Raw genomic sequence first — 16813 nt, 5'->3', positions numbered from 1 at the left:
CCCTAGCGGTAGCTGTTCATGTCGACCGTTCGAAGAAAGATGTTGCCGTCATAGCCCATTTCGAAACCGGTCCATTCGGTGCCGTCGAACAGAAAGAATTCGTGCCAACCGGCAACAACAAGAAATTCCTCGGTAGCGGACATTGAAAACCCCTGTTCCGTTTCCAACAGCGGAACCAACTCGCGTCCCTTCTGAACGGAAACGCCGTAGCTCATGTCCGACCAGTAGCGTTTGCCGCGAAATTCGCAGATGTCGTAGTAGTCGACCTCGTCGGCCTTAAGGGCAATCAGTTCGCTGTCGCGCAACTCGTAGGCTGCCCCGTTCGCCCCGCCGATGTATACCTCGCCTTGAGGTCCGGCCAGGACGGTATTAAAGTTCTCTTCGACCCCCAGATCGATACGGTTCCAACGCCGCCCGTCGAGTTTCAGCAGAAGCCCGCGGTCGCCGGCGCAATAGATCGGACTTCCCTCGCGGCCATGGATATCGTTGAGCACGGCTTCTTCGAAGGTCTCTAGCTGCCCCCATTGGCCCCGCTCACGCAGATAGCTTACGCCAAGATCTCCGATCGCAAAGACCCGATCGTGCGACGGGGCCCACAGGCGCGTCAGCGCGCCTTCGGGCAGTTCCGTGCGTGATGCCGAACCCGGCGGAAGGTCGTGGATGATCCCTCCGAGCTCAAGCGCGATGTGATCCTCCGGCCCAAAACTGACATGCGAGCGAATTGAGTCTTCGACCTGAAGCCGTGCGTTGAAGCGAATGGTGCGCTCCAACTCGATCTCCAGAAGATAAGAACGGCTGAATTCGTCATCGGGGTCACTCAGCTCGAAACTGGCACTAAAGCGATGGCCCCCATGATGGAAACCGTCCACGGCCTGCACATCGATTTCTTCCGGGTCAAAGTCGGCGATGGTTTCGGGCTCGCGCATCATTTTTTCCTTATCGGTTTGGCCAGTAGGTCGGCGTGGGTCGGCTTCGGGGCTCGGGCGCAATCAACGAGGTAATCGAGAAGCACAAGCTTCAGGCATTCGAGCACGTCGTCCTTCTCCTGATCGGTACTGCTCTGCAGCTTCTCGTGATGGGCGCGGACTGCCTCCTGCACTTTCTTGATCGAGTCGCCTAAGGTCGGGCTGCGCTTTTTCTTCAGAAAATCTCGGACCATTTTTGTCTTCTTGTTGTGCGGCGAACCCCGCTTCGAGCCCGAGCCGGATTTGCGGTATCCGGTCTTGGTTTTCTTGTACGACTCCATGCAGATGCAGGGCGCGGTGTCGACGTCGTAGTTTCCCCAACCGGAATAGTTCTGGCCACCACGGCTCCTCTGGAACATTTGATTCTCAAAACAATGCTCGGATTCCGTTGGGTGTGCGCATGTAGAATCCTTATGTTGATGAACGTGTATCCCAACATTGTTCAATATTGTTGCGCAGTCCTGCCCGTTGACAGTTATGGCAGCGGTGTGCGGCCATGTAACGGTATTGCCTGTCGGCGACGCATGGTTGTTTGTGGCCAGATCTGTCATGCGTATGACAGGCTCGCCATCGAATTTCACGTCGTTAGACCACGAGTTAAAATAGCCTTTTCCAGTATTTTTTGATGTGATGACACCTTTTTTGGCCGCGCAGCCCGCTTCCGTCCCAGATGTTCTGGACAGATCGGATTTGTTTTTGATGTTGACCGTTTTGCCGCCGATCTTGACGGTGCTGGTCCCTTGCTCGGTGTCGCCGGCCATCCCAAAACTAGGGTAGGGGATGGGCACGCCAGGTGGCGTTGCCGGATTTTCTGGGGGCGTGAAGCAGACATCCGGGAACGCGGCGATTGTCTGGGCGGTCACGGCTTTACCGGAAATTTCCAGGCCGTTGGCAAACACCCCGCCCATTACGCCGCCCTCGATGCCACGATAGCTGCGCCGCAGGCGCCGGCATCGTTCGATGCCTCAATCAAGACCGGATTTCCGGCAGCGTAGCCCTTGCGCGCGGCGGTGAAAGCCATGCCAAGCATGAGCGGCACCACGGCGGCTCCGACATTGCCGAGAGATTCGCCAGGCGACCAGATGTCCTGAAACTCATGTCGGCCTCGCAGCAGGCGCAAGCTGGCAAGAGCGCTTTGCTTGAACCAGTACTGTTCTCCTACGAGATCGGCGATTCGGTACCCGAGTTGGTTCATTTCGATGCCGGTTTCTTCGAATGCCGCGCGATAAGCCGACGTCATGCCGTCGCCGCGCAAAGGCAAATCTTCAGTGTTGTAGATCGATGCATTTTCGCGCGAGAGCCCAAGCCCAAACAGCCGAAGTCCTCCCTGTCGACCTTGGGTGCAAATAATCGCCGCTGCGGCCTCCCCAGGTATGAACCCGTTCGGATTTTGAGGCGTGAGGAGGCGGTTGCACGAGAGGTAGTGCGAGACTGTCTGACTTGTCAGATAACTATCGACGCCTGCAATCATCACAAAGGGCACGTCGCCTGACGCCAGCAACTGGCGAGCGTGTTCCAGTGCTACAACGCCCGCAGGTCGTCCATGCGCTATTATTCTGGAGCGTGCGTGCGGTTCGATCTCAACGATTTTGGCGACGCTCCTAAGCAAAGCGGAATTGTCGCTGACAGCGCGGCCCGGACGGTCTTCTTCGGGAAGGCATAGGATCAGTGCCGTTTGGCCGCGCGCTTCCGGTGTGCTTTCGAACGCTTCGCAAATAGCGCCAGCCGCCAGATGCGCCATGCGCCTGTCGCCAACCCAATTGCGCGGCAACGCAATAGGGGCACCGGTCAACCACTCGCCTGCGGAGCCGAGAAGCCGCGTTTGCCGGAAACCGTCGAGCCTTGCACGCATCGCCGCACAAGCTGATGGCGCGTCGAGGCCGACAGCCGTAACCATGCCGATCGAGACAATATCGAGCTTCGCACTCATGCGTCTTCGTTCTCTGGTGCAGGTGTGACCCGGTTGACGCGAACGTATCGCTTTCCCTTGACCCTCGCTCTCAGCATGGCCGGCGTTGGCGGACCCACCCAGCACTCCGAGAAATCGAGGATAGTCTTGTGAATGCGCTGCGACACACGCCAGACCAGCGAAAAGCGGCGTTTCTCCGGGTCAAGCAGAACAGTGTCTGGAAATATGTCGGCCTCATAGGCTTTCTGCCTGCCTTTGAACAACGTCATCGGCAATGCCGTTGACGGCAGGCGAAAGCTCACCCGCCCCTCAGGCGTCAGGTTCACCAGCACCACCTCTTCGCCACCTCTCGGCAGCTCGATCTGCTGGTCGGCTGGCGCCATCTGGAAATAGCGCTCGTCGAAGTCCGGCGGCAGAAATGGAAAGATGTTGGCGGTCCAATTGTCGTCGTAGGTGCCGCCATACTCGATCCGGCCCGGCCAGCCGCGGCCCATCGGCCCAAAACTCACCGGCTTGTAGTCGCCAAAGGGCGAGCGGATCTCCTCGCCAACAGCTTGTGTGTTCGGCAGCCGCAAGCCGGGAATGAGGCGCTGGTTTTTAGCTCGCGACCAACCTGTGCCGACCGGGTTGTACTTATAGCTTGCGGGGAGTTTGTCTTCAGGATCCAGTCTGTCGACGCCCCCCCAGGCGACGTCGTAGGAAATGGGCAGTTTCAGGAAAGGTTGCGGCGACGTGGTGGTAAACACCGGTCCGATGGCGCGCCATTCGCGCGTACCCACCACCTCGAAGAGTTTCGACCAATTGCCGACCTTGATACCGACCGGCACCCGCTCCGCCGGACGCCCGCCCGGCGCATAAGCACAACCATTGGCGATGACGTCGCAGCGCGGTTTGCGGAAGGCAAAATCGGTCTCCCAAAGTGTGGCGGAATAGCCGGGTTCACCGGTCTGCGTGTCCGCCATGACCAGCGGTACTTGCTCGGTCGATTTTTGCACCGGTCCGCCAGGCGTCGCGGGAAAGTCGAACGTACCCTTGACCACCACGACGATCCATTCATGGCCGGCCTTGTCCATGCCCATGGTGAACTGATGCGGATAACCCATCTGGTTCCAGATCTGCATCAGCTGGTCTCCCAACTGGCGGCGAAGATCTGCTCCAGCGTCGCTTGCGGCGACTGCGGATCGATATCGAAAATGTCGGAGTACGCGGTCCACATCACCATGCCGCCGATAAGTTCTTCGCCCGGCTCGACCGGCGGCACCGGCAGTGCGGCGAGTGCTGCCTCCAGTTCGTCGGGCGTCAGCTCGCCGTGTTGGGCGGCGATGGCAACTTCTTCAATTCCGGCGAACCACGCTTCGGCATAAGCCAACTCGACAGGAACCTTGGCAAGAGGCGCAACGACGCTCAAGGGGAATTGCCTGCCAACTCGGTCAGCGCTCTGCAGGATGATACCCGCCGATGCGCCGAAGGAATCCGGGCCGGCCAGAAAGCGCAGCGCGATGGTGGGTGGCCAGGATTCCTGGCCAAACAGCGGCACGATATGCTGCGCCAGCCAGCGATCCCAGAGGCGTACAAAGTCTCCCGGCAGCCGCCGCGTGACGAAATCGCCGGTGGCGGGCATTTTGCCATAGAAGCCTGGCAGGATCATATCTGCGGCGGACATGAGAATTTCTTGAACATCTGGAGGTTGTAGGGGTTCTCGACGCTGGCGGCCTTGAGTTCGAAATCGGCGTACAGACCTTTCGTCCCCAGCCGCAGGCTGTAGACGTCGGACAGCGAGGTTCCGGTGAACCGGCCGCCCTTCAACATCCTCAGCCAGGCCCAGCTGCCGGTCTCGTTGAGCATGATTTCGGGTGAGCCATCGATCGGCTGGAAGGCGAGCGAGATGACGCCGGTGCCGTCCTTGCCTGGCCAGGTCATCGGCTGCGGCCGCGTCGCGTTGTTGAAATAGACGAGGTTCTGGCCATCGAGATTGAGCGTCACCCGGGTGACGTTGGGCGACAGGTCCTTCGGTTCCAGCGTAAAACTCATCACCGGACCCTGGCCGCCGGGAAAGAGATCGTCGCGGATTCGCCTGGCCTGCTCGAAAGCGGCAAGCGCGGACGGGTCGAGGCCGAAATCGGCGCGCCATTTCCATGGCTGGGCCGAGGTGTCGACATAGCCGATCAAATGATCGTTGATGAAGGCATCGATCAGCCCGGCCGGTCCGAACAGGCGGGCGAAATCTTTGACATTCACATCGACCGCGCTGTCGGGACTGAACGGATAGCGGTCGTTGAGCGCAGCCTGGCAGAATGGCAGGATGTCGGCGCGCCAGATGGCGTTGAGCTCCGATGCCACCGCCTTTTGCGTCAGGCCGCTTGTGTCGCCGGCGATGCCGCCCAGCCAGTCGTCGATCGGATCGGGCAGGATCTGCGCCTGCCGGGCGACGGCTCCGGTCAGTTCGGCGAGGCCGCCCTGTTTCTTGATGGCGTCCTGAGGATCCGGATTGGCGGTGACCGTCTGCAACACGTTGGACAATGCCGTCAGCGCCACCACTGCGGCATCAAGCGCCGGCGGCTGGCCGTCGACCTCGGCAATGGCGCCCTTGAGCGGTTTGAAATGCTCGGCCACCAGCGTGCCGGTCAGGTCCACTTCGCTGGCAGATCCCGTGCGGGGCAGCAGTTTTGCCCCGACCTTGACGATCTTGCCCAGCTTGCCCAGCTTGCCGAGCAGTTTCGAGCCGCCTTTCGCAGCCGCCTTGTCGTCTCCCGCGGGCGCCTCGTCCGAGCGGGTGAGTTCCGTCTCCTGAACGACCGCCGTCACCAGCCGCTTCAGCGCCGAATCGGCGCTGGAAAGGTCCTTCAGATTCTCGCTGGCGACGTTCAGATCGGTCAGCGGCGCCAGCCTCATGTCGCGCAGGAAACTGTCCCACTGCGCGATGTAGTCATCGTAATAGAGCTTCAGAATATCTTCCGACAGCGCCGACACCGAGGTCTCGGAATTTTCCGAACAGCCGCCGGCAAAGACCGCGCGGTCGAGCGCCGCCTGGGCGGCGACATCCTCGACCCGGTCAAGGATGGCGTCATGGAAACCGGCATAGGTGTAAGCGCCGGCAATGCCGACGCGCAGCGTCTTGTCGGAGCGGCGGGCAAACACCTTGGCGCCGTTGGGGCCGGCGAAATTCGCGGGGATCCACTCCTTCAGTTCTGCGACCGCCGGATCGGCCAGCAATTGCTTGTAGGCGCGCGCCGGCAGCGAAACCGTGCAAACCGTTTTCAACGCTTCGGCAACCAGCGCCTGATCGGGCTTGGTGTAGCTGTCGTCGACCGCCATGCGGCGAATCGCGGCAAGCTGGTGCTCTTCCGCGTCAGCGGTCGGAAATGGTGCCGCCGGCGCGAATTCGGGCAGATCGTTTATCCACCAATTCTGCACGAAATCGGGGTCCATCTGCGACAGGCCGGTCATCATGCGATAGGTCTTCAGGGCGCCGAGCATGAAATCCGGATCGCGGATCTGTCGCCACATGGTCGCCTCGAGCAGCGCCACCATGCGCGGCTCGAGCACGTTGCGCAGCGCGTGGTCGTAAGTGTCCGTCTGCGCCCGCACCAGTTCGGCCGAGGCCGAGGGGCCAAACAAATCCTGCGCATTGTCGGGCGCCGCCGTCCTGGCATTGGCGACCTCGGCCAGCGCATTGAGGGCGCCGTCGATCGCCGGCTGCTCGACCGAGGCCGGGCTTGCGGCTGCCGCGGTCAGTGGCGCCTGCAGCGCCACGAACTGGCTTGCCTGGGCCGTGATCGCGTTGCGGTTGTCGTAGTAGGACCAGGTGAACAAGCCGCCGGCCAGCAGGGCAGCGGCGGCACATGCGGCCGCGGCACCGCGCCAGATCCAGGCGCGGCGTCGCTGCGCCAACGGATCGAACGTGCCAAGTCCGGCCTCCTTGAAAATCACCTCGGTCAAAAGGTTCTTCAGGAAGAAACTGCGCTTTTCGAAACGCGGCGTCGGCATCGAGCGCCGCGCCGGCAGGCCGAAGGAGGAGGCGAGTGCCGCGGTCAACCGGTCGATCGGTGCGCCTTCCTGGGTCGCCGACGTCAGATAGAGGCCGCGCAGCCAGGCGGCCTCTTCGTAGCGGCTCTCGCCGAACATCGCCTCGACCAGCACCTGGATCGGTTCAGACAGGCTTTGCAGCTGCGCCGGAAAGCGGAAGATCTCGGCGCGCTCGGCGAGCTTGTCTTCGTCCTCCAGCCGCGGCACCAGCCGCTTTTCGAGCTCCCTCGACAGCGTCGAGATTTCGCCCGCGATCGTCTTGGCGTCGACGCGCGCGTCGAGCGGAAAGGTCGTTCCCCAGACCTGTTCTCGCGCCGCCGTCGACAGGCCGCCGAAGAAGGCCTCGAACCCCTTGATGAGATCGGCCTTGGTCAGCATCAGATAGACCGGCAGGCGGATTTCGAGCCGCTCCTCGAGTTCCGCCAGCCGCCGGCGGATCTTGCGGCCATGCGCCTTGACGGCTTCGTCGCCCTCGGAAAGCGCATCGATCCCAAGCGCGACGATGACGCCGTTCAGCGCGCGGCGGCCGCGATGCTTCTTCAACAGGTCGAGGAAGCCCAGCCATTCCACGGCGTCGACGTCGGGCTGGCTCTCCTGCTGCACGTAGCGGCCGGCAGTGTCGATCATCACCGCGTTTTCGGAGAAGAACCAGTCGCAGTTGCGCGTCCCGCCGATCCCTTGCAGATCATCCGTCAGGTCGATGGGAAAGTTGAGCCCGGACTGGCGCAAAGCCGTCGTCTTGCCGGTCGCCGGCGGACCGACAATCACGTACCACGGCATTTCGCGCAGGAACTTGCGGCCGCCGAGCTTGCGGCGCTTCAGCTCGACCATCACGTCCTGGAACTTGGCGCCGACCGCGGCGACACTCTCCTCACCGGGGCTGAGCCGCTTTTCCTCCACCGGGGCGGAGATTTCGGCGACGAACATGCGGTTGGCGCGGATCGCGCGGCGCTGCGCGACGATCAACCAGATCAGCCAGAAGATCACCAGCAGCGCAATGATGACGATGCGTACCGTATCCGACGCCATCGGCACGTAGTCGCCGACCCTGACGATCGGGCCGAACACCCAGATGATCAGCGACAGCAGCGCGAGGCCAATCAGCGTCCACAGGAAGCGAGATGTCAGGACTGCCCACAGGAAGCGCAGGATGAACATGTCACAGCCTCTTCTCGACCAGCACTTCGAGGCGGCGGTTCAAGGCCCGGCCTTCGCGCGTGCTGTCGTCGGCTACCGGATCGGTGGCGGCCCGGCCTTCGGACCGGATGCGATCCTGCGGCACGCCATTCTGGACCAGCATGTCGGCGATCGCTGCAGCGCGGGCTTCCGACAGTCGCTGATTGGTGGACAGGGGATTGGTCTTTTGCAGCGGAATACCGTCTGTATGACCAACCACGGTGATCTTTCCGATCAACTCCTGGTTCTCGAGGATCACCTTGGCGATCGAAGCGATCAGCGGTTCGAACCCTTCGGTCAGTTGCGCGCGCGACGATTGGAACAGTTCGGGGTTGGAAGCCTGAATGAACAGTTTTGCCAGCGAGACGCTCTCGGTGCCTTTGAGAGCCGACCTGAGATCGGCAGGTGCCGCTGCCTGGAATTCCGGCAGCAGCGCAAAATCCACGGTTTGCAGTGGCGGCGGCTCGACCTTCGGCGAAGCGCGCGTGACTTCGGTGCGATTGGGCGGTGGCAGCGCGCGCACCAGCGCCGAAAGCTCCACCGCCTGGCTGCTCAGCCCCATCGACAGCCCGACATAGACCGCCGTGGCAATCACTGCCGCGGCCGCTGCCATCACCCAGATCGGGATGATGAAGCGCTGTGGCTCGTCGGAGGCGATGACGCCTTTCCAGTTCGGCGACAGCGGCGCCCCTTCGGCGTCGGTGTCGCGCAGGAAACGTGCGGCGGCCACGCGAACGGCATTGAGCGAGCGGTCGCCGGACCGGCCAGGCACGCGATACTTGCCGCGAAAGCCGAGCGCCATGCAGTGGTACTGCAATTCCAGCATGTCGCGGTCGCGATTGGGATGGCGCTCCAACTCTTCGAGACGCGCAAAGAACTGCGCGCCGGCATCGACGTCGCCGCGCAGCATGACCACCAGTGGCTGGCGCGGCCATGCGCTGGCGCCGCCCCAGGGCGTGTTCAGCGCCAGGTCATCGAGAAGGGCGGCCACCAGCCAGGCTGCCTGATCGGCCCGTTCAAGCGAAGAGCCGGCCGCCATGGTGGCGTCGCGGCAGCGCACAAGCTCTTCGAGCAGTCTTGTCCGCAGCGCTTCGGGGTTCTCCGGCGGCAGCGCGTTTTCCAGTTCGGGCGCAAATTCCAGCAAAGGCGAGAACGCGTTGACCAGCATGTTCGGGTGCGCGCGCGCCCGCTTCGCAAAGGCGGCTGACGGCGACAGCGGCATCGCACGCGGCGCCGGCGGTCCGCCAAGGCGTATGCGCGTACGCTCGCGATCCTCGGACAGTCCGAAAGGATCGTCGCGGCTCATCATCTCACCTGTTGACCGAGTAGCAGTCGACCTGCGGTTCGCTCGGCAGAACGCCCGAAACACCGATCACAAAACCGGGCGCTTCGAGAAGCGAGGCCCAGTGCTCGCTTTTCTGGTCGAGCTCTAGGCAGAGCCGGTCGCCGTCATAGGGGATTTCGCGTGGTTGCGAATGCAGTGGCTTCAGCGGGATGCCCGGCAGGCGCGACTTCCACAGCCCCTCGAATTCGCTGGCCGAGCCGACTGTCGCCTGGTTGACGAATATCTTGCGCAGCGCATCCTCCGACAGCTCGGATCCGATGCGCACCACGATCCGGCTCGCCACCAGGAGCTTGGGGTTGTCGATACGGATTTTCCAGACATTGGTGGCATGCCGCATGACCGGCAGCGCGCGCGACTTCGGCTCGATATAGCGCAGGCTGAGGATGAGCGAGCGCAGCGCATCCGCCAGCGCCGAATAGGCAGGACCCGGCGCCATGTGATCGTAGACCGGCAACTCGCCCAGGCGCCGCGCGCTCGAGCCATAGGTCGCCATCGAACCGGCGAGACCAGCAAGTTCCATGTAGACCTCGGACGGATGGTAGACGTCCTGTGCCAGCATGTGCGCCAGCCGCGGCCGCGCGGCGTTGACCAGATTGAGGATCAAAAGGTCCTCGACGCTGCGCCCCGGGCCGCCCAGCACCATCTTACCATGCGCTTCGGCGATCTGATCGAGGCCGGTGACCACTTCCTGCAGCAGCCGGCTGTACCAGGAGGCGGCGCCGATGACCAAGGTCGGCGGCAAGAACGTGTCATCCAGCGCCACCCCGCCATCTGCGCGAACGCCCTTGATTTCGGCGACAGGCAGCGCCGTGTAGCCGCCAACCGTTTTGCCGGGCGCCAGCAGCACGGCTTGCGGCCGCGCGATCTCGATTTCCTCGGGATCAGAGCCGCCATGCACGGCGTCGCGCACCGAGACGATCCGCCCGCGATAGCGGGCGCCGGACGGCTCGGCATGGGCAGGGTCGAAGCCGACGCCTTCCGGCGGCTCGAGGGGCAGGGCGATCAGCACCGGTCCCTCGCCCATTTCGGGCGTGATCGCTAGCGGCCGGGGTGCGTCCATCGTGTCGGGGATCGCGAACGGGGTTCCGTCGGGAAAGATACCGCGCGCGCTCAGCACCGAGATCTGGCCGGCGTCGAGCAAGGCCGGGTCGAGCGTCAGCGTTCGAAAGCCGAACGTATGCAGCTGCCCGGCCTGCAACGCGCCGCGCACCGTCGCTTCGAAAAAGCGATCCTGTTGCTGGAAATGCTGGGTCCGCAGAAACAGGCCTTCCGACCACAGCACCCTGTTTGCGTCGCTCATGCCGCCACTCTTTGCTTCATATCTCTGCCTTTGGTCGCGCTAGGCGGAAATGCCGCCGCTGCCCAGCGTCACATTGACGGTGAATTTCGATCCCGCCGAAACCGATTTGGTCGTGCGCCAATTGTGTCCGCCAGGTTCGCGGATCAGCGCGACAAAGCCAAGCGCCGCCGCGTCCGGCTCGACCGTGATCGTCTTCGACGCGCTCTTGCCCGGGCCGACGGCGATCTGGTCGGAGCCGATGAGATCGCCGGCAAGTGCCGTGCCGGCATCGCCTTGCAGGGCGAAGTAGTCGGCCGAATTGAACTTGCCGGTGCTGCGCAGCCGCATGACCAGCACCGTCACCGGCCTGTCGCCGCCGCCCGGTCCGGGGTTCATGCCGGCGCCGCCGGTCACGTTGACCGTGATCACCGACGGTTTCGGCGGCCCGCTTTGGCAGGCTGTAAGCAACCCGGTTGCCCCCAGGGCGACGATGAATTCGCGTCTATCGATCATGTCTCACTCCTCCTCATATGCATCACGAAAATCAGTGCCGATTTCGCCCAGGAAGCGCGTCTCCGCACTCTGGGCGATTTCCCGGTGGCGTTTTTGATAGAGCTCCCACAGCTTGGCGCCGCGCCCGCCGGTCAGCAGTGTGCCGATCGCCGAGCTCGATTTCAGCTCCTCTTCGATCGCCGCCGGGTCAAAGCGGTCGATCATCCGGCGCAGCGCCCCCTGCACACCGCGCCAGGCGCGAACATGATGCTGTGCGAGGTCGCGCACGGCATCCGCAATCGCCGCGTCGGCGCCGAGAAATCCGGGGCTGCGATCCGCCAGAATGGTCACCAGGGCGTCGTCCACCGAGGGCAGGAATTTGAGCGGATTGACTTCGGACGCGCCGACCACGGTTTGCGCGACGCGGGCGTTACCCTTCTCTTCGGCGCGTTTGCGCAGAAGCTGCATCAGGCCTTCCATCATCATGCGATATTCGCGGCCGAACTTCTCCATCTCGGCCACCGCATCGCGACCGGGAAAGTCGGTTTCGTCGATGCCCATGCCGCGCAGGAATGCCGCGCGCAGCGCCGCGTCGGATTGTCTGGCCGGCGGTTGCGCCGCACTGGGTCTGGCAGCGGCGCGTTGCAGTGGCAAGGGAGACGGCTCGACCTTGCCACCAGGCAAATCCCATGGCGCCGGGGAGGGCGCCCCGGCGGCGATTTCGCTCGTCCCGGCGGCGATCTCGCTCGCCCCGGCCGTGTCGGTGCCATTGATGGGGGCGGTTATCCCGGCAGGGCCGAAGCCAAAACCGTCATCGAATGCCGGCCGCTTGTCGGCAGCCGCTTTGCCCACCTCTTTCGGCTCTGGAGCGGCGGGATCGAGGCCGAATGGATCGTCGAACAGCGGGCTGCCGCGCCTGCCACCGTCGATGCCTGCATTGGCGGCAGGCGTCGCCACCGGGTCGAGGCTGAAGGGATCGTCGAAAGCCGGCGAACTGCGTTCAGCCGAACGCGCGCGTTCGAACGCGCCGGGGGTTGGCTGCTCGAACGGATTGGGCAGGTCGGCGGGGCGCGGCCGCCCGGGTTCCTGTTCGGTCGTGGCCGAAAAGAAATCGTCGCGGCCGATGCTGACCGGCACCCGCGAGGCCGGTGGTTGCATTTCTGTCGTCGATGGCCTGGAAGCCACTGGTTTGGCCGCTGCTGGTTGCAGATCGACCCAGACCACATAGTCGCCCAGTCTCAGCCGCATGCCGTTCTGCAGGCGCGTCGAATTTCCCGGCCCCAGCGGGCTGTCGGAATCGTTTATGAACAGCCCGCTGCTCGAAGTGTCGGTGACGAAATATCCGTCTTGTCTGCCGGTGATCTTGCAGTGGGCGCGGGAAACGAACATGTCGGGATCGTTGATCTGCCAGTCCGCGTCGGAGCTGCGGCCGATCACCAACTCACCTTCGTCCAGCCGAGCCTGTCGCGTCACTTGCGCGCGCGGTCCTTGCTCGAGCGTCAGTAGCAAGCTCATGCCGCCACTCCCGCCGTTTCCGGCCGCCACCCGACTATGGTGCGCAGCCGCATGTCGTCAGCATCTCCCCTTTCAGCGGGGCGCGCAAGCCAGGCCGTCCGGGCAAGCTGTACGGTGCCGATCCTGGCCGGCGGCACGGCCTCGCCGGCAAGCACGATCCTGAGGTCGACGTCGAGCGTTTCTCCGACCAGATCGCGCACCGCTTGCGTCAGCAGCCTCAGGCGCTCACCACCCGGCAGGAAAGCCTTGTAGTCCTTGTATCCGAGTGGACCGATGCGAAGTTCGATTCGGCTTTGCCGGCTGAAGCTGCGCGGGCCGATCGTTGCGCTGCGGCCAAGCGAGGCGTAGGCCCCGGCGAGACGGGTCTGCAGTGCCGCGGGTATGGTCATCCAGGCGGCGACGAACTCCTTGAGCACGACCTTCACCTTGAAGGCTTCGGCCAGGAACAGGGTCAGCCGCTCGGGGCCGTCGACCTGGGCAGCGAGCGACGCGGCCTGGCGAAGCTTCACCGCGTCAAGCTCGGCATTCTGGGTGCCCGGAAGTCCGATGCCGGCCATGGACTGCAGCATGGAGCGGACGCGGCCGCCGACCGCGCGTTCGACCTGCACCGCCGGATGCGCATCCGCCCAGGCGCGATAGAACAGGGCGATCATGCGGTGCTGCAGGATGTTGACGAAGTTGACGAATGTCGTGTCGCTCGTCTGCAAGGCGTCGGCCCCGCCATACCAGCGCTGCGACAGGCGATCGAGCACCCAGCGCGTCAGATGCAGCGGCATCGGGCCTTCGGGGCCGAGCAGGCCAAGGTTTGCAACCGTGACCCGGGCCGGCGCCTTGTCCGTCGGTTCAAGGAATTCGACCACGTCCTGGACCGAGAAGGCCAGACGCACATGTTGGCCGAGCCGTGCCGGCTCGCGGTCCGGCCGGCCGGAATGACCGAACAGGCCACCGCGCCGTTCCAGCCGGCGCAGCAGTTCGAAAAAGTCGAACGCTGCCGACAGCGCTTCGGCTTGGTCCGGAACGGGCTGCGCTAGATCAGGTAGCGATTGCCGGGCGTCATCGGCCATGGCACATCCTCCTGTTTCTGGAGCAACCGCGTGCGGGTCCGCACGAACCCGTTTATTCCGGCATGACGGGCAAACAGCCGCGCCAGCAGGGCCGAAAGCAAAAGCGTGCTTTGCCCGGCCAGCACCGACTGGTCCACATGCAGCGTCACTTCGGTGCCGCGTCCGAAACACATCGGCCCTTCGATCGCCAGCCTTTCGATCACCGCACGCGAGTCGATGCGCACGATCGAGCGCACATTGCGGGTGAGCCCGGGATCGCCGCGATCGGCATAGAGATCGAGCAGCGCATGCAGCGGGTCGACTCCGCGACCCTCCTTGGCGAGGCTGAGGAAATTGAGCGCCAGCTGCGACACCAGCCGCCAGGCCAGATCGTCGGCGCGCGACTCGCCTTCGGCGCTCGCCGGCAGCGCCGCCGGTATCGCCGGCTGCGGCGGACGCAAGGCGCCGAGCAGCCGGATCGACTCCACCGGGTCGCCGGCCTCCAGCGTCAAGGTCGGCGTGTCGTCGAGGATCGGCAGGTCGCGATTGGTGCACAGCGCCACGATGTCGACGCGCTTGAGCGGCCGGCTGGCGGTACTGCCGACCGGACGCGACACGGCAAGGAAAACATCGTCGCCGGTGTATGAGGTGCGGGTCACGCCCTGGCGCCGTTCATCCTCGGTTGCCCGACGCGGACGCCGTTCCGTCGAATACACCCAGCCGCTGCCGCGGTTTTGCCCAAGGCTGAAGAGCTCTGGTATCTCGGCGTCGGGACCCTCGGCGTCGGCGTCCTCGACCCGCAGGACCCGGTAGATTTCAAAATCCCGCGCCCGCGTGCGGTCGGCATGCAGCACCTGCCGCGTCTTGCGCGCGTCAAGCTCGATGACGTTGCACTCGCGCTCGAACAGATTGATGATCGGCGTCGCGAAAAGTTCGAAATCGGCCGGTGTCAGGTCGGACAGTTCCGGCACCGGACGCCGAAACATAAAGACGATTTCAAGCCCGGCCTGGCATTTGCGCACGACCGGCTGCAGCCCGGAAACGCGCACATAGTGGAAGCGCTCGGGCATCATGAAATATTCGCGCAGCAGCCGGTAGCCCTCGAATGTCGGTCGTGTGCGCGGCATCATTGCCTCGGCGTCGCTGATGCCGACCATTTCCGGCGCCGGCAAAGGCGACAATGGATTGGTCTTGCCTTCCGCCCGCGCGCCGAGCGCCGAGCAGGCGCCGAAAATCGCGTCGAACAAAAGCGGCGCCTTGGTGCGGTTGGCGAAATACAAATCGAGCCGGTCGAGCGCCAGTTCGTCGAGCTTGCCTTTTCCGGTCCGAGCCAGCGTGATGCGTAGCGCCGCTTCGCCGCCCTGCTTTCCGATCGCGCCTATTCCCGCGGCGGCAAGCGCGCTGCGATCCTGGAAATAGCTGACCGAGGTGATCGCGATCGGCCACAGCGTCACCTCCTGCGCGGTGGTGAACGTGCAGCGTGTCGACAGGCCGGCTTGCAGGCTGGAAACCAGCCGCGTGTCCCGATTGACGACATGACCGGCAAGCATCGTCTGCACCTGCTGGCCGGGTTTCAGCACCGCCATCGCGGTCGCCGGCGCGGGTGTGACCAGATCGGGATAGAGGACATCGAGAATGCTGCGGGAGAACCGCGAGCGCTCGGCATCGACCTTCATCCGCGTGCGCGCGGCGAGGAAGGCGACGCCGTCGAGCAGCCGCTCGACATAGGGATCCGGACAGGGAACCGTATCGAGCGACAGATTGCGCGCCACCGCCGGATGCATATCGGCAAACTCGGCGGCGAGCCCGCGTATGTGGGTCAGTTCTTCCTCGTAATATTCGACGAAGACCCGATCCATCTCAGGCGTCCCTGAATTCGGTTCGCGCCATGCCGTTGTCGAGATTGATCATGGTACGCAGGCGCATGCGCTCCGGCGTCGGCGTCATGATCAGCACGGCGTCGATCTCGATCTTCAGGCCCAGTTTGTCGCCAAGGTTCACCGTGACCTTGGTCTCGCTCTCCTTGAGACGCGGTTCGAACGTGGCGAGCACGGCACGGATTTCGCGCGCCAGCGTGTCGCGATCGAAGTCGCGCGACGAACGGCCCGAAAAGGACGGCACGCCATAGTTGACCACGCTGCGCCGGACCTCCGGAAAATCGGCGAGCGACGGCGGGTTGTCCCCGATCTGCTCGCTTTCAAGGTCGGACAGCAGCGGCATGGCTTCGAAGCGCTCGGTGTTGAACAGCGCCTCGATGTCGCGCCGCACCGCCTCGCGCAGCACGCTCGCCGAAACCACGATGCCGCGGCTTTCGAGCTCGCCGCGGTGCCGGTTCTGAAACACCAGCCGATGCACCCGTCGCTTCTGATCGGGGCTCAGCGCGGTGTCGGCGTCGATCAGCCGCGAACCGTCCGCCAAAAGCTCTTCCAGACGCTGCTCGCCAAGCTCCTCTTGCAGGGCCCGCTTGAGCCCGTCTATCTCCGAACTCAGGCCGGGCAGATCATTGACGAGGCGATCCCAAAGGGAAGGCTGGACCGCCTCGCTCTTGGCCCGTGAACTGCCGCCGGCCTGGGGTCTTTCCGTGCCGGGACGCTTTGCCCGCGTCTCACTTGCCGACATAGACATCCATTTCGGCTTCATCATTGCCGTCATAGACGAACTTGATCTTCTTGTAGGCGAAGCTGACTTCTTCCTGGATCAGGTCTTCCTCATCCTCGGCCTGCGACATGTCGTATTCCATGACCGAGGCGTCGGTCAGCGTGACGACCAGATAGTCGCTGGTTTCGCCATCGATGGTCCGGCGCGCCGAGAACACCACCTCGTCCAGGGCCTTGTTCTCGAACAAGGCCTTTTTCAGATAGGGCGAGGATTTGTCGTAGTGCTTGATGAATTTGATCATGCCCATGGACACGCGGCCACGGCGTGAGAGCGAATTCGGATCGAAGGGTGCGACCATCTTGTAGTCGACACCATGGATTTCGATCTCGTCTTCATGGCCGTCGCGAGTGCTGGGACCCTTGATATCCGGGACCTTTAGAAAACCATCAATTTTTACAGGCATTG

Annotated in this window: 14 protein-coding genes; all 14 read right to left on the bottom strand. The window is 63.6% G+C overall.

All coding sequences use genetic code 11. The annotated features are described in order from the left end of the window. Positions 1-2: 2 nt before the first annotated feature. The 14 genes from AC1DXU_RS12255 to AC1DXU_RS12190 are packed head-to-tail and all read right to left on the bottom strand — an operon-like array spanning position 3 to position 16811. The gene (locus AC1DXU_RS12255; RefSeq protein WP_477368612.1) at positions 3-926 is read right to left on the bottom strand and encodes a beta propeller repeat protein; all 924 of its coding nucleotides are present in this window, start codon (positions 924-926) and stop codon (positions 3-5) included. Beyond that, positions 926-1873 carry a DUF4150 domain-containing protein gene (locus AC1DXU_RS12250; RefSeq protein WP_477368609.1) on the bottom strand — a complete coding sequence of 316 codons (948 nt, stop codon included), beginning with the start codon at positions 1871-1873 and terminating at the stop codon, positions 926-928. Before AC1DXU_RS12250 ends, AC1DXU_RS12255 begins: the two co-directional genes overlap by 1 nt. Further along, positions 1873-2895 (bottom strand): 3-oxoacyl-ACP synthase, encoded by a 1023-nt coding sequence (locus AC1DXU_RS12245; RefSeq protein ID WP_477368606.1) that lies wholly within the window; start codon positions 2893-2895, stop codon positions 1873-1875. Before AC1DXU_RS12245 ends, AC1DXU_RS12250 begins: the two co-directional genes overlap by 1 nt. Continuing rightward, positions 2892-3995, bottom strand: a complete 1104-nt coding sequence (locus tag AC1DXU_RS12240) for a DUF2169 family type VI secretion system accessory protein (RefSeq protein ID WP_477368603.1) — start codon at positions 3993-3995, stop codon at positions 2892-2894. The genes AC1DXU_RS12245 and AC1DXU_RS12240 overlap by 4 nt, the downstream gene beginning before the upstream one ends. Next, positions 3995-4537, bottom strand: coding sequence for a type VI secretion system-associated protein TagF (tagF, locus tag AC1DXU_RS12235; RefSeq protein ID WP_477368600.1), 543 nt, complete (start codon positions 4535-4537; stop codon positions 3995-3997). Before tagF ends, AC1DXU_RS12240 begins: the two co-directional genes overlap by 1 nt. Beyond that, positions 4519-8058 carry a type VI secretion system membrane subunit TssM gene (gene tssM / locus AC1DXU_RS12230; RefSeq protein ID WP_477368597.1) on the bottom strand — a complete coding sequence of 1180 codons (3540 nt, stop codon included), beginning with the start codon at positions 8056-8058 and terminating at the stop codon, positions 4519-4521. Before tssM ends, tagF begins: the two co-directional genes overlap by 19 nt. 1 nt (position 8059) lies before the next feature. After that, complete coding sequence (gene icmH / locus AC1DXU_RS12225; protein ID WP_477368595.1) at positions 8060-9382, bottom strand: type IVB secretion system protein IcmH/DotU; 1323 nt, start codon at positions 9380-9382, stop codon at positions 8060-8062. Positions 9383-9386: 4 nt separating this feature from the next. Next, the gene (gene tssK, locus AC1DXU_RS12220; RefSeq protein WP_477368592.1) at positions 9387-10721 is read right to left on the bottom strand and encodes a type VI secretion system baseplate subunit TssK; all 1335 of its coding nucleotides are present in this window, start codon (positions 10719-10721) and stop codon (positions 9387-9389) included. Between the two features lie 39 nt (positions 10722-10760). Continuing rightward, the gene (gene tssJ / locus AC1DXU_RS12215; RefSeq protein ID WP_477368589.1) at positions 10761-11213 is read right to left on the bottom strand and encodes a type VI secretion system lipoprotein TssJ; all 453 of its coding nucleotides are present in this window, start codon (positions 11211-11213) and stop codon (positions 10761-10763) included. Positions 11214-11216: 3 nt separating this feature from the next. Then, positions 11217-12707 carry a type VI secretion system-associated FHA domain protein TagH gene (gene tagH, locus AC1DXU_RS12210; RefSeq protein WP_477368586.1) on the bottom strand — a complete coding sequence of 497 codons (1491 nt, stop codon included), beginning with the start codon at positions 12705-12707 and terminating at the stop codon, positions 11217-11219. Beyond that, positions 12704-13771, bottom strand: a complete 1068-nt coding sequence (gene tssG / locus AC1DXU_RS12205; RefSeq protein WP_477368583.1) for a type VI secretion system baseplate subunit TssG — start codon at positions 13769-13771, stop codon at positions 12704-12706. Before tssG ends, tagH begins: the two co-directional genes overlap by 4 nt. Beyond that, positions 13735-15609 (bottom strand): type VI secretion system baseplate subunit TssF, encoded by a 1875-nt coding sequence (tssF, locus tag AC1DXU_RS12200; protein ID WP_477368580.1) that lies wholly within the window; start codon positions 15607-15609, stop codon positions 13735-13737. Before tssF ends, tssG begins: the two co-directional genes overlap by 37 nt. A gap of 1 nt (position 15610) precedes the next feature. After that, positions 15611-16369, bottom strand: a complete 759-nt coding sequence (gene tssE / locus AC1DXU_RS12195) for a type VI secretion system baseplate subunit TssE (RefSeq protein WP_477368954.1) — start codon at positions 16367-16369, stop codon at positions 15611-15613. After that, positions 16356-16811: an Hcp family type VI secretion system effector gene (locus tag AC1DXU_RS12190; RefSeq protein ID WP_477315623.1), complete on the bottom strand. Its 456-nt coding sequence runs from the start codon at positions 16809-16811 to the stop codon at positions 16356-16358. Before AC1DXU_RS12190 ends, tssE begins: the two co-directional genes overlap by 14 nt. Positions 16812-16813: the final 2 nt, after the last annotated feature.

The organism is Mesorhizobium sp. P3_A10, from assembly GCF_056403175.1.
The sequence above is the reverse complement of the archived record's forward strand: the minus strand, read 5'-3'. Positions and strand labels throughout refer to the sequence as shown.

What these genes read in the sequence shown, in the direction of transcription:
- AC1DXU_RS12255 (WP_477368612.1), bottom strand. Translation starts at nt 926, where the DNA reads ATGCGCGAGCCCGAAACCATCGCCGACTTTGACCCGGAAGAAATCGAT.
- tssM (WP_477368597.1), bottom strand. Translation starts at nt 8,058, where the DNA reads ATGTTCATCCTGCGCTTCCTGTGGGCAGTCCTGACATCTCGCTTCCTG.
- tssF (WP_477368580.1), bottom strand. Translation starts at nt 15,609, where the DNA reads ATGGATCGGGTCTTCGTCGAATATTACGAGGAAGAACTGACCCACATA.
- AC1DXU_RS12240 (WP_477368603.1), bottom strand. Translation starts at nt 3,995, where the DNA reads ATGCAGATCTGGAACCAGATGGGTTATCCGCATCAGTTCACCATGGGC.
- tssJ (WP_477368589.1), bottom strand. Translation starts at nt 11,213, where the DNA reads ATGATCGATAGACGCGAATTCATCGTCGCCCTGGGGGCAACCGGGTTG.
- tssE (WP_477368954.1), bottom strand. Translation starts at nt 16,369, where the DNA reads ATGTCGGCAAGTGAGACGCGGGCAAAGCGTCCCGGCACGGAAAGACCC.
- tssG (WP_477368583.1), bottom strand. Translation starts at nt 13,771, where the DNA reads ATGGCCGATGACGCCCGGCAATCGCTACCTGATCTAGCGCAGCCCGTT.
- AC1DXU_RS12250 (WP_477368609.1), bottom strand. Translation starts at nt 1,873, where the DNA reads ATGGGCGGGGTGTTTGCCAACGGCCTGGAAATTTCCGGTAAAGCCGTG.
- tagH (WP_477368586.1), bottom strand. Translation starts at nt 12,707, where the DNA reads ATGAGCTTGCTACTGACGCTCGAGCAAGGACCGCGCGCGCAAGTGACG.
- icmH (WP_477368595.1), bottom strand. Translation starts at nt 9,382, where the DNA reads ATGAGCCGCGACGATCCTTTCGGACTGTCCGAGGATCGCGAGCGTACG.
- AC1DXU_RS12190 (WP_477315623.1), bottom strand. Translation starts at nt 16,811, where the DNA reads ATGCCTGTAAAAATTGATGGTTTTCTAAAGGTCCCGGATATCAAGGGT.
- AC1DXU_RS12245 (WP_477368606.1), bottom strand. Translation starts at nt 2,895, where the DNA reads ATGAGTGCGAAGCTCGATATTGTCTCGATCGGCATGGTTACGGCTGTC.
- tssK (WP_477368592.1), bottom strand. Translation starts at nt 10,721, where the DNA reads ATGAGCGACGCAAACAGGGTGCTGTGGTCGGAAGGCCTGTTTCTGCGG.
- tagF (WP_477368600.1), bottom strand. Translation starts at nt 4,537, where the DNA reads ATGTCCGCCGCAGATATGATCCTGCCAGGCTTCTATGGCAAAATGCCC.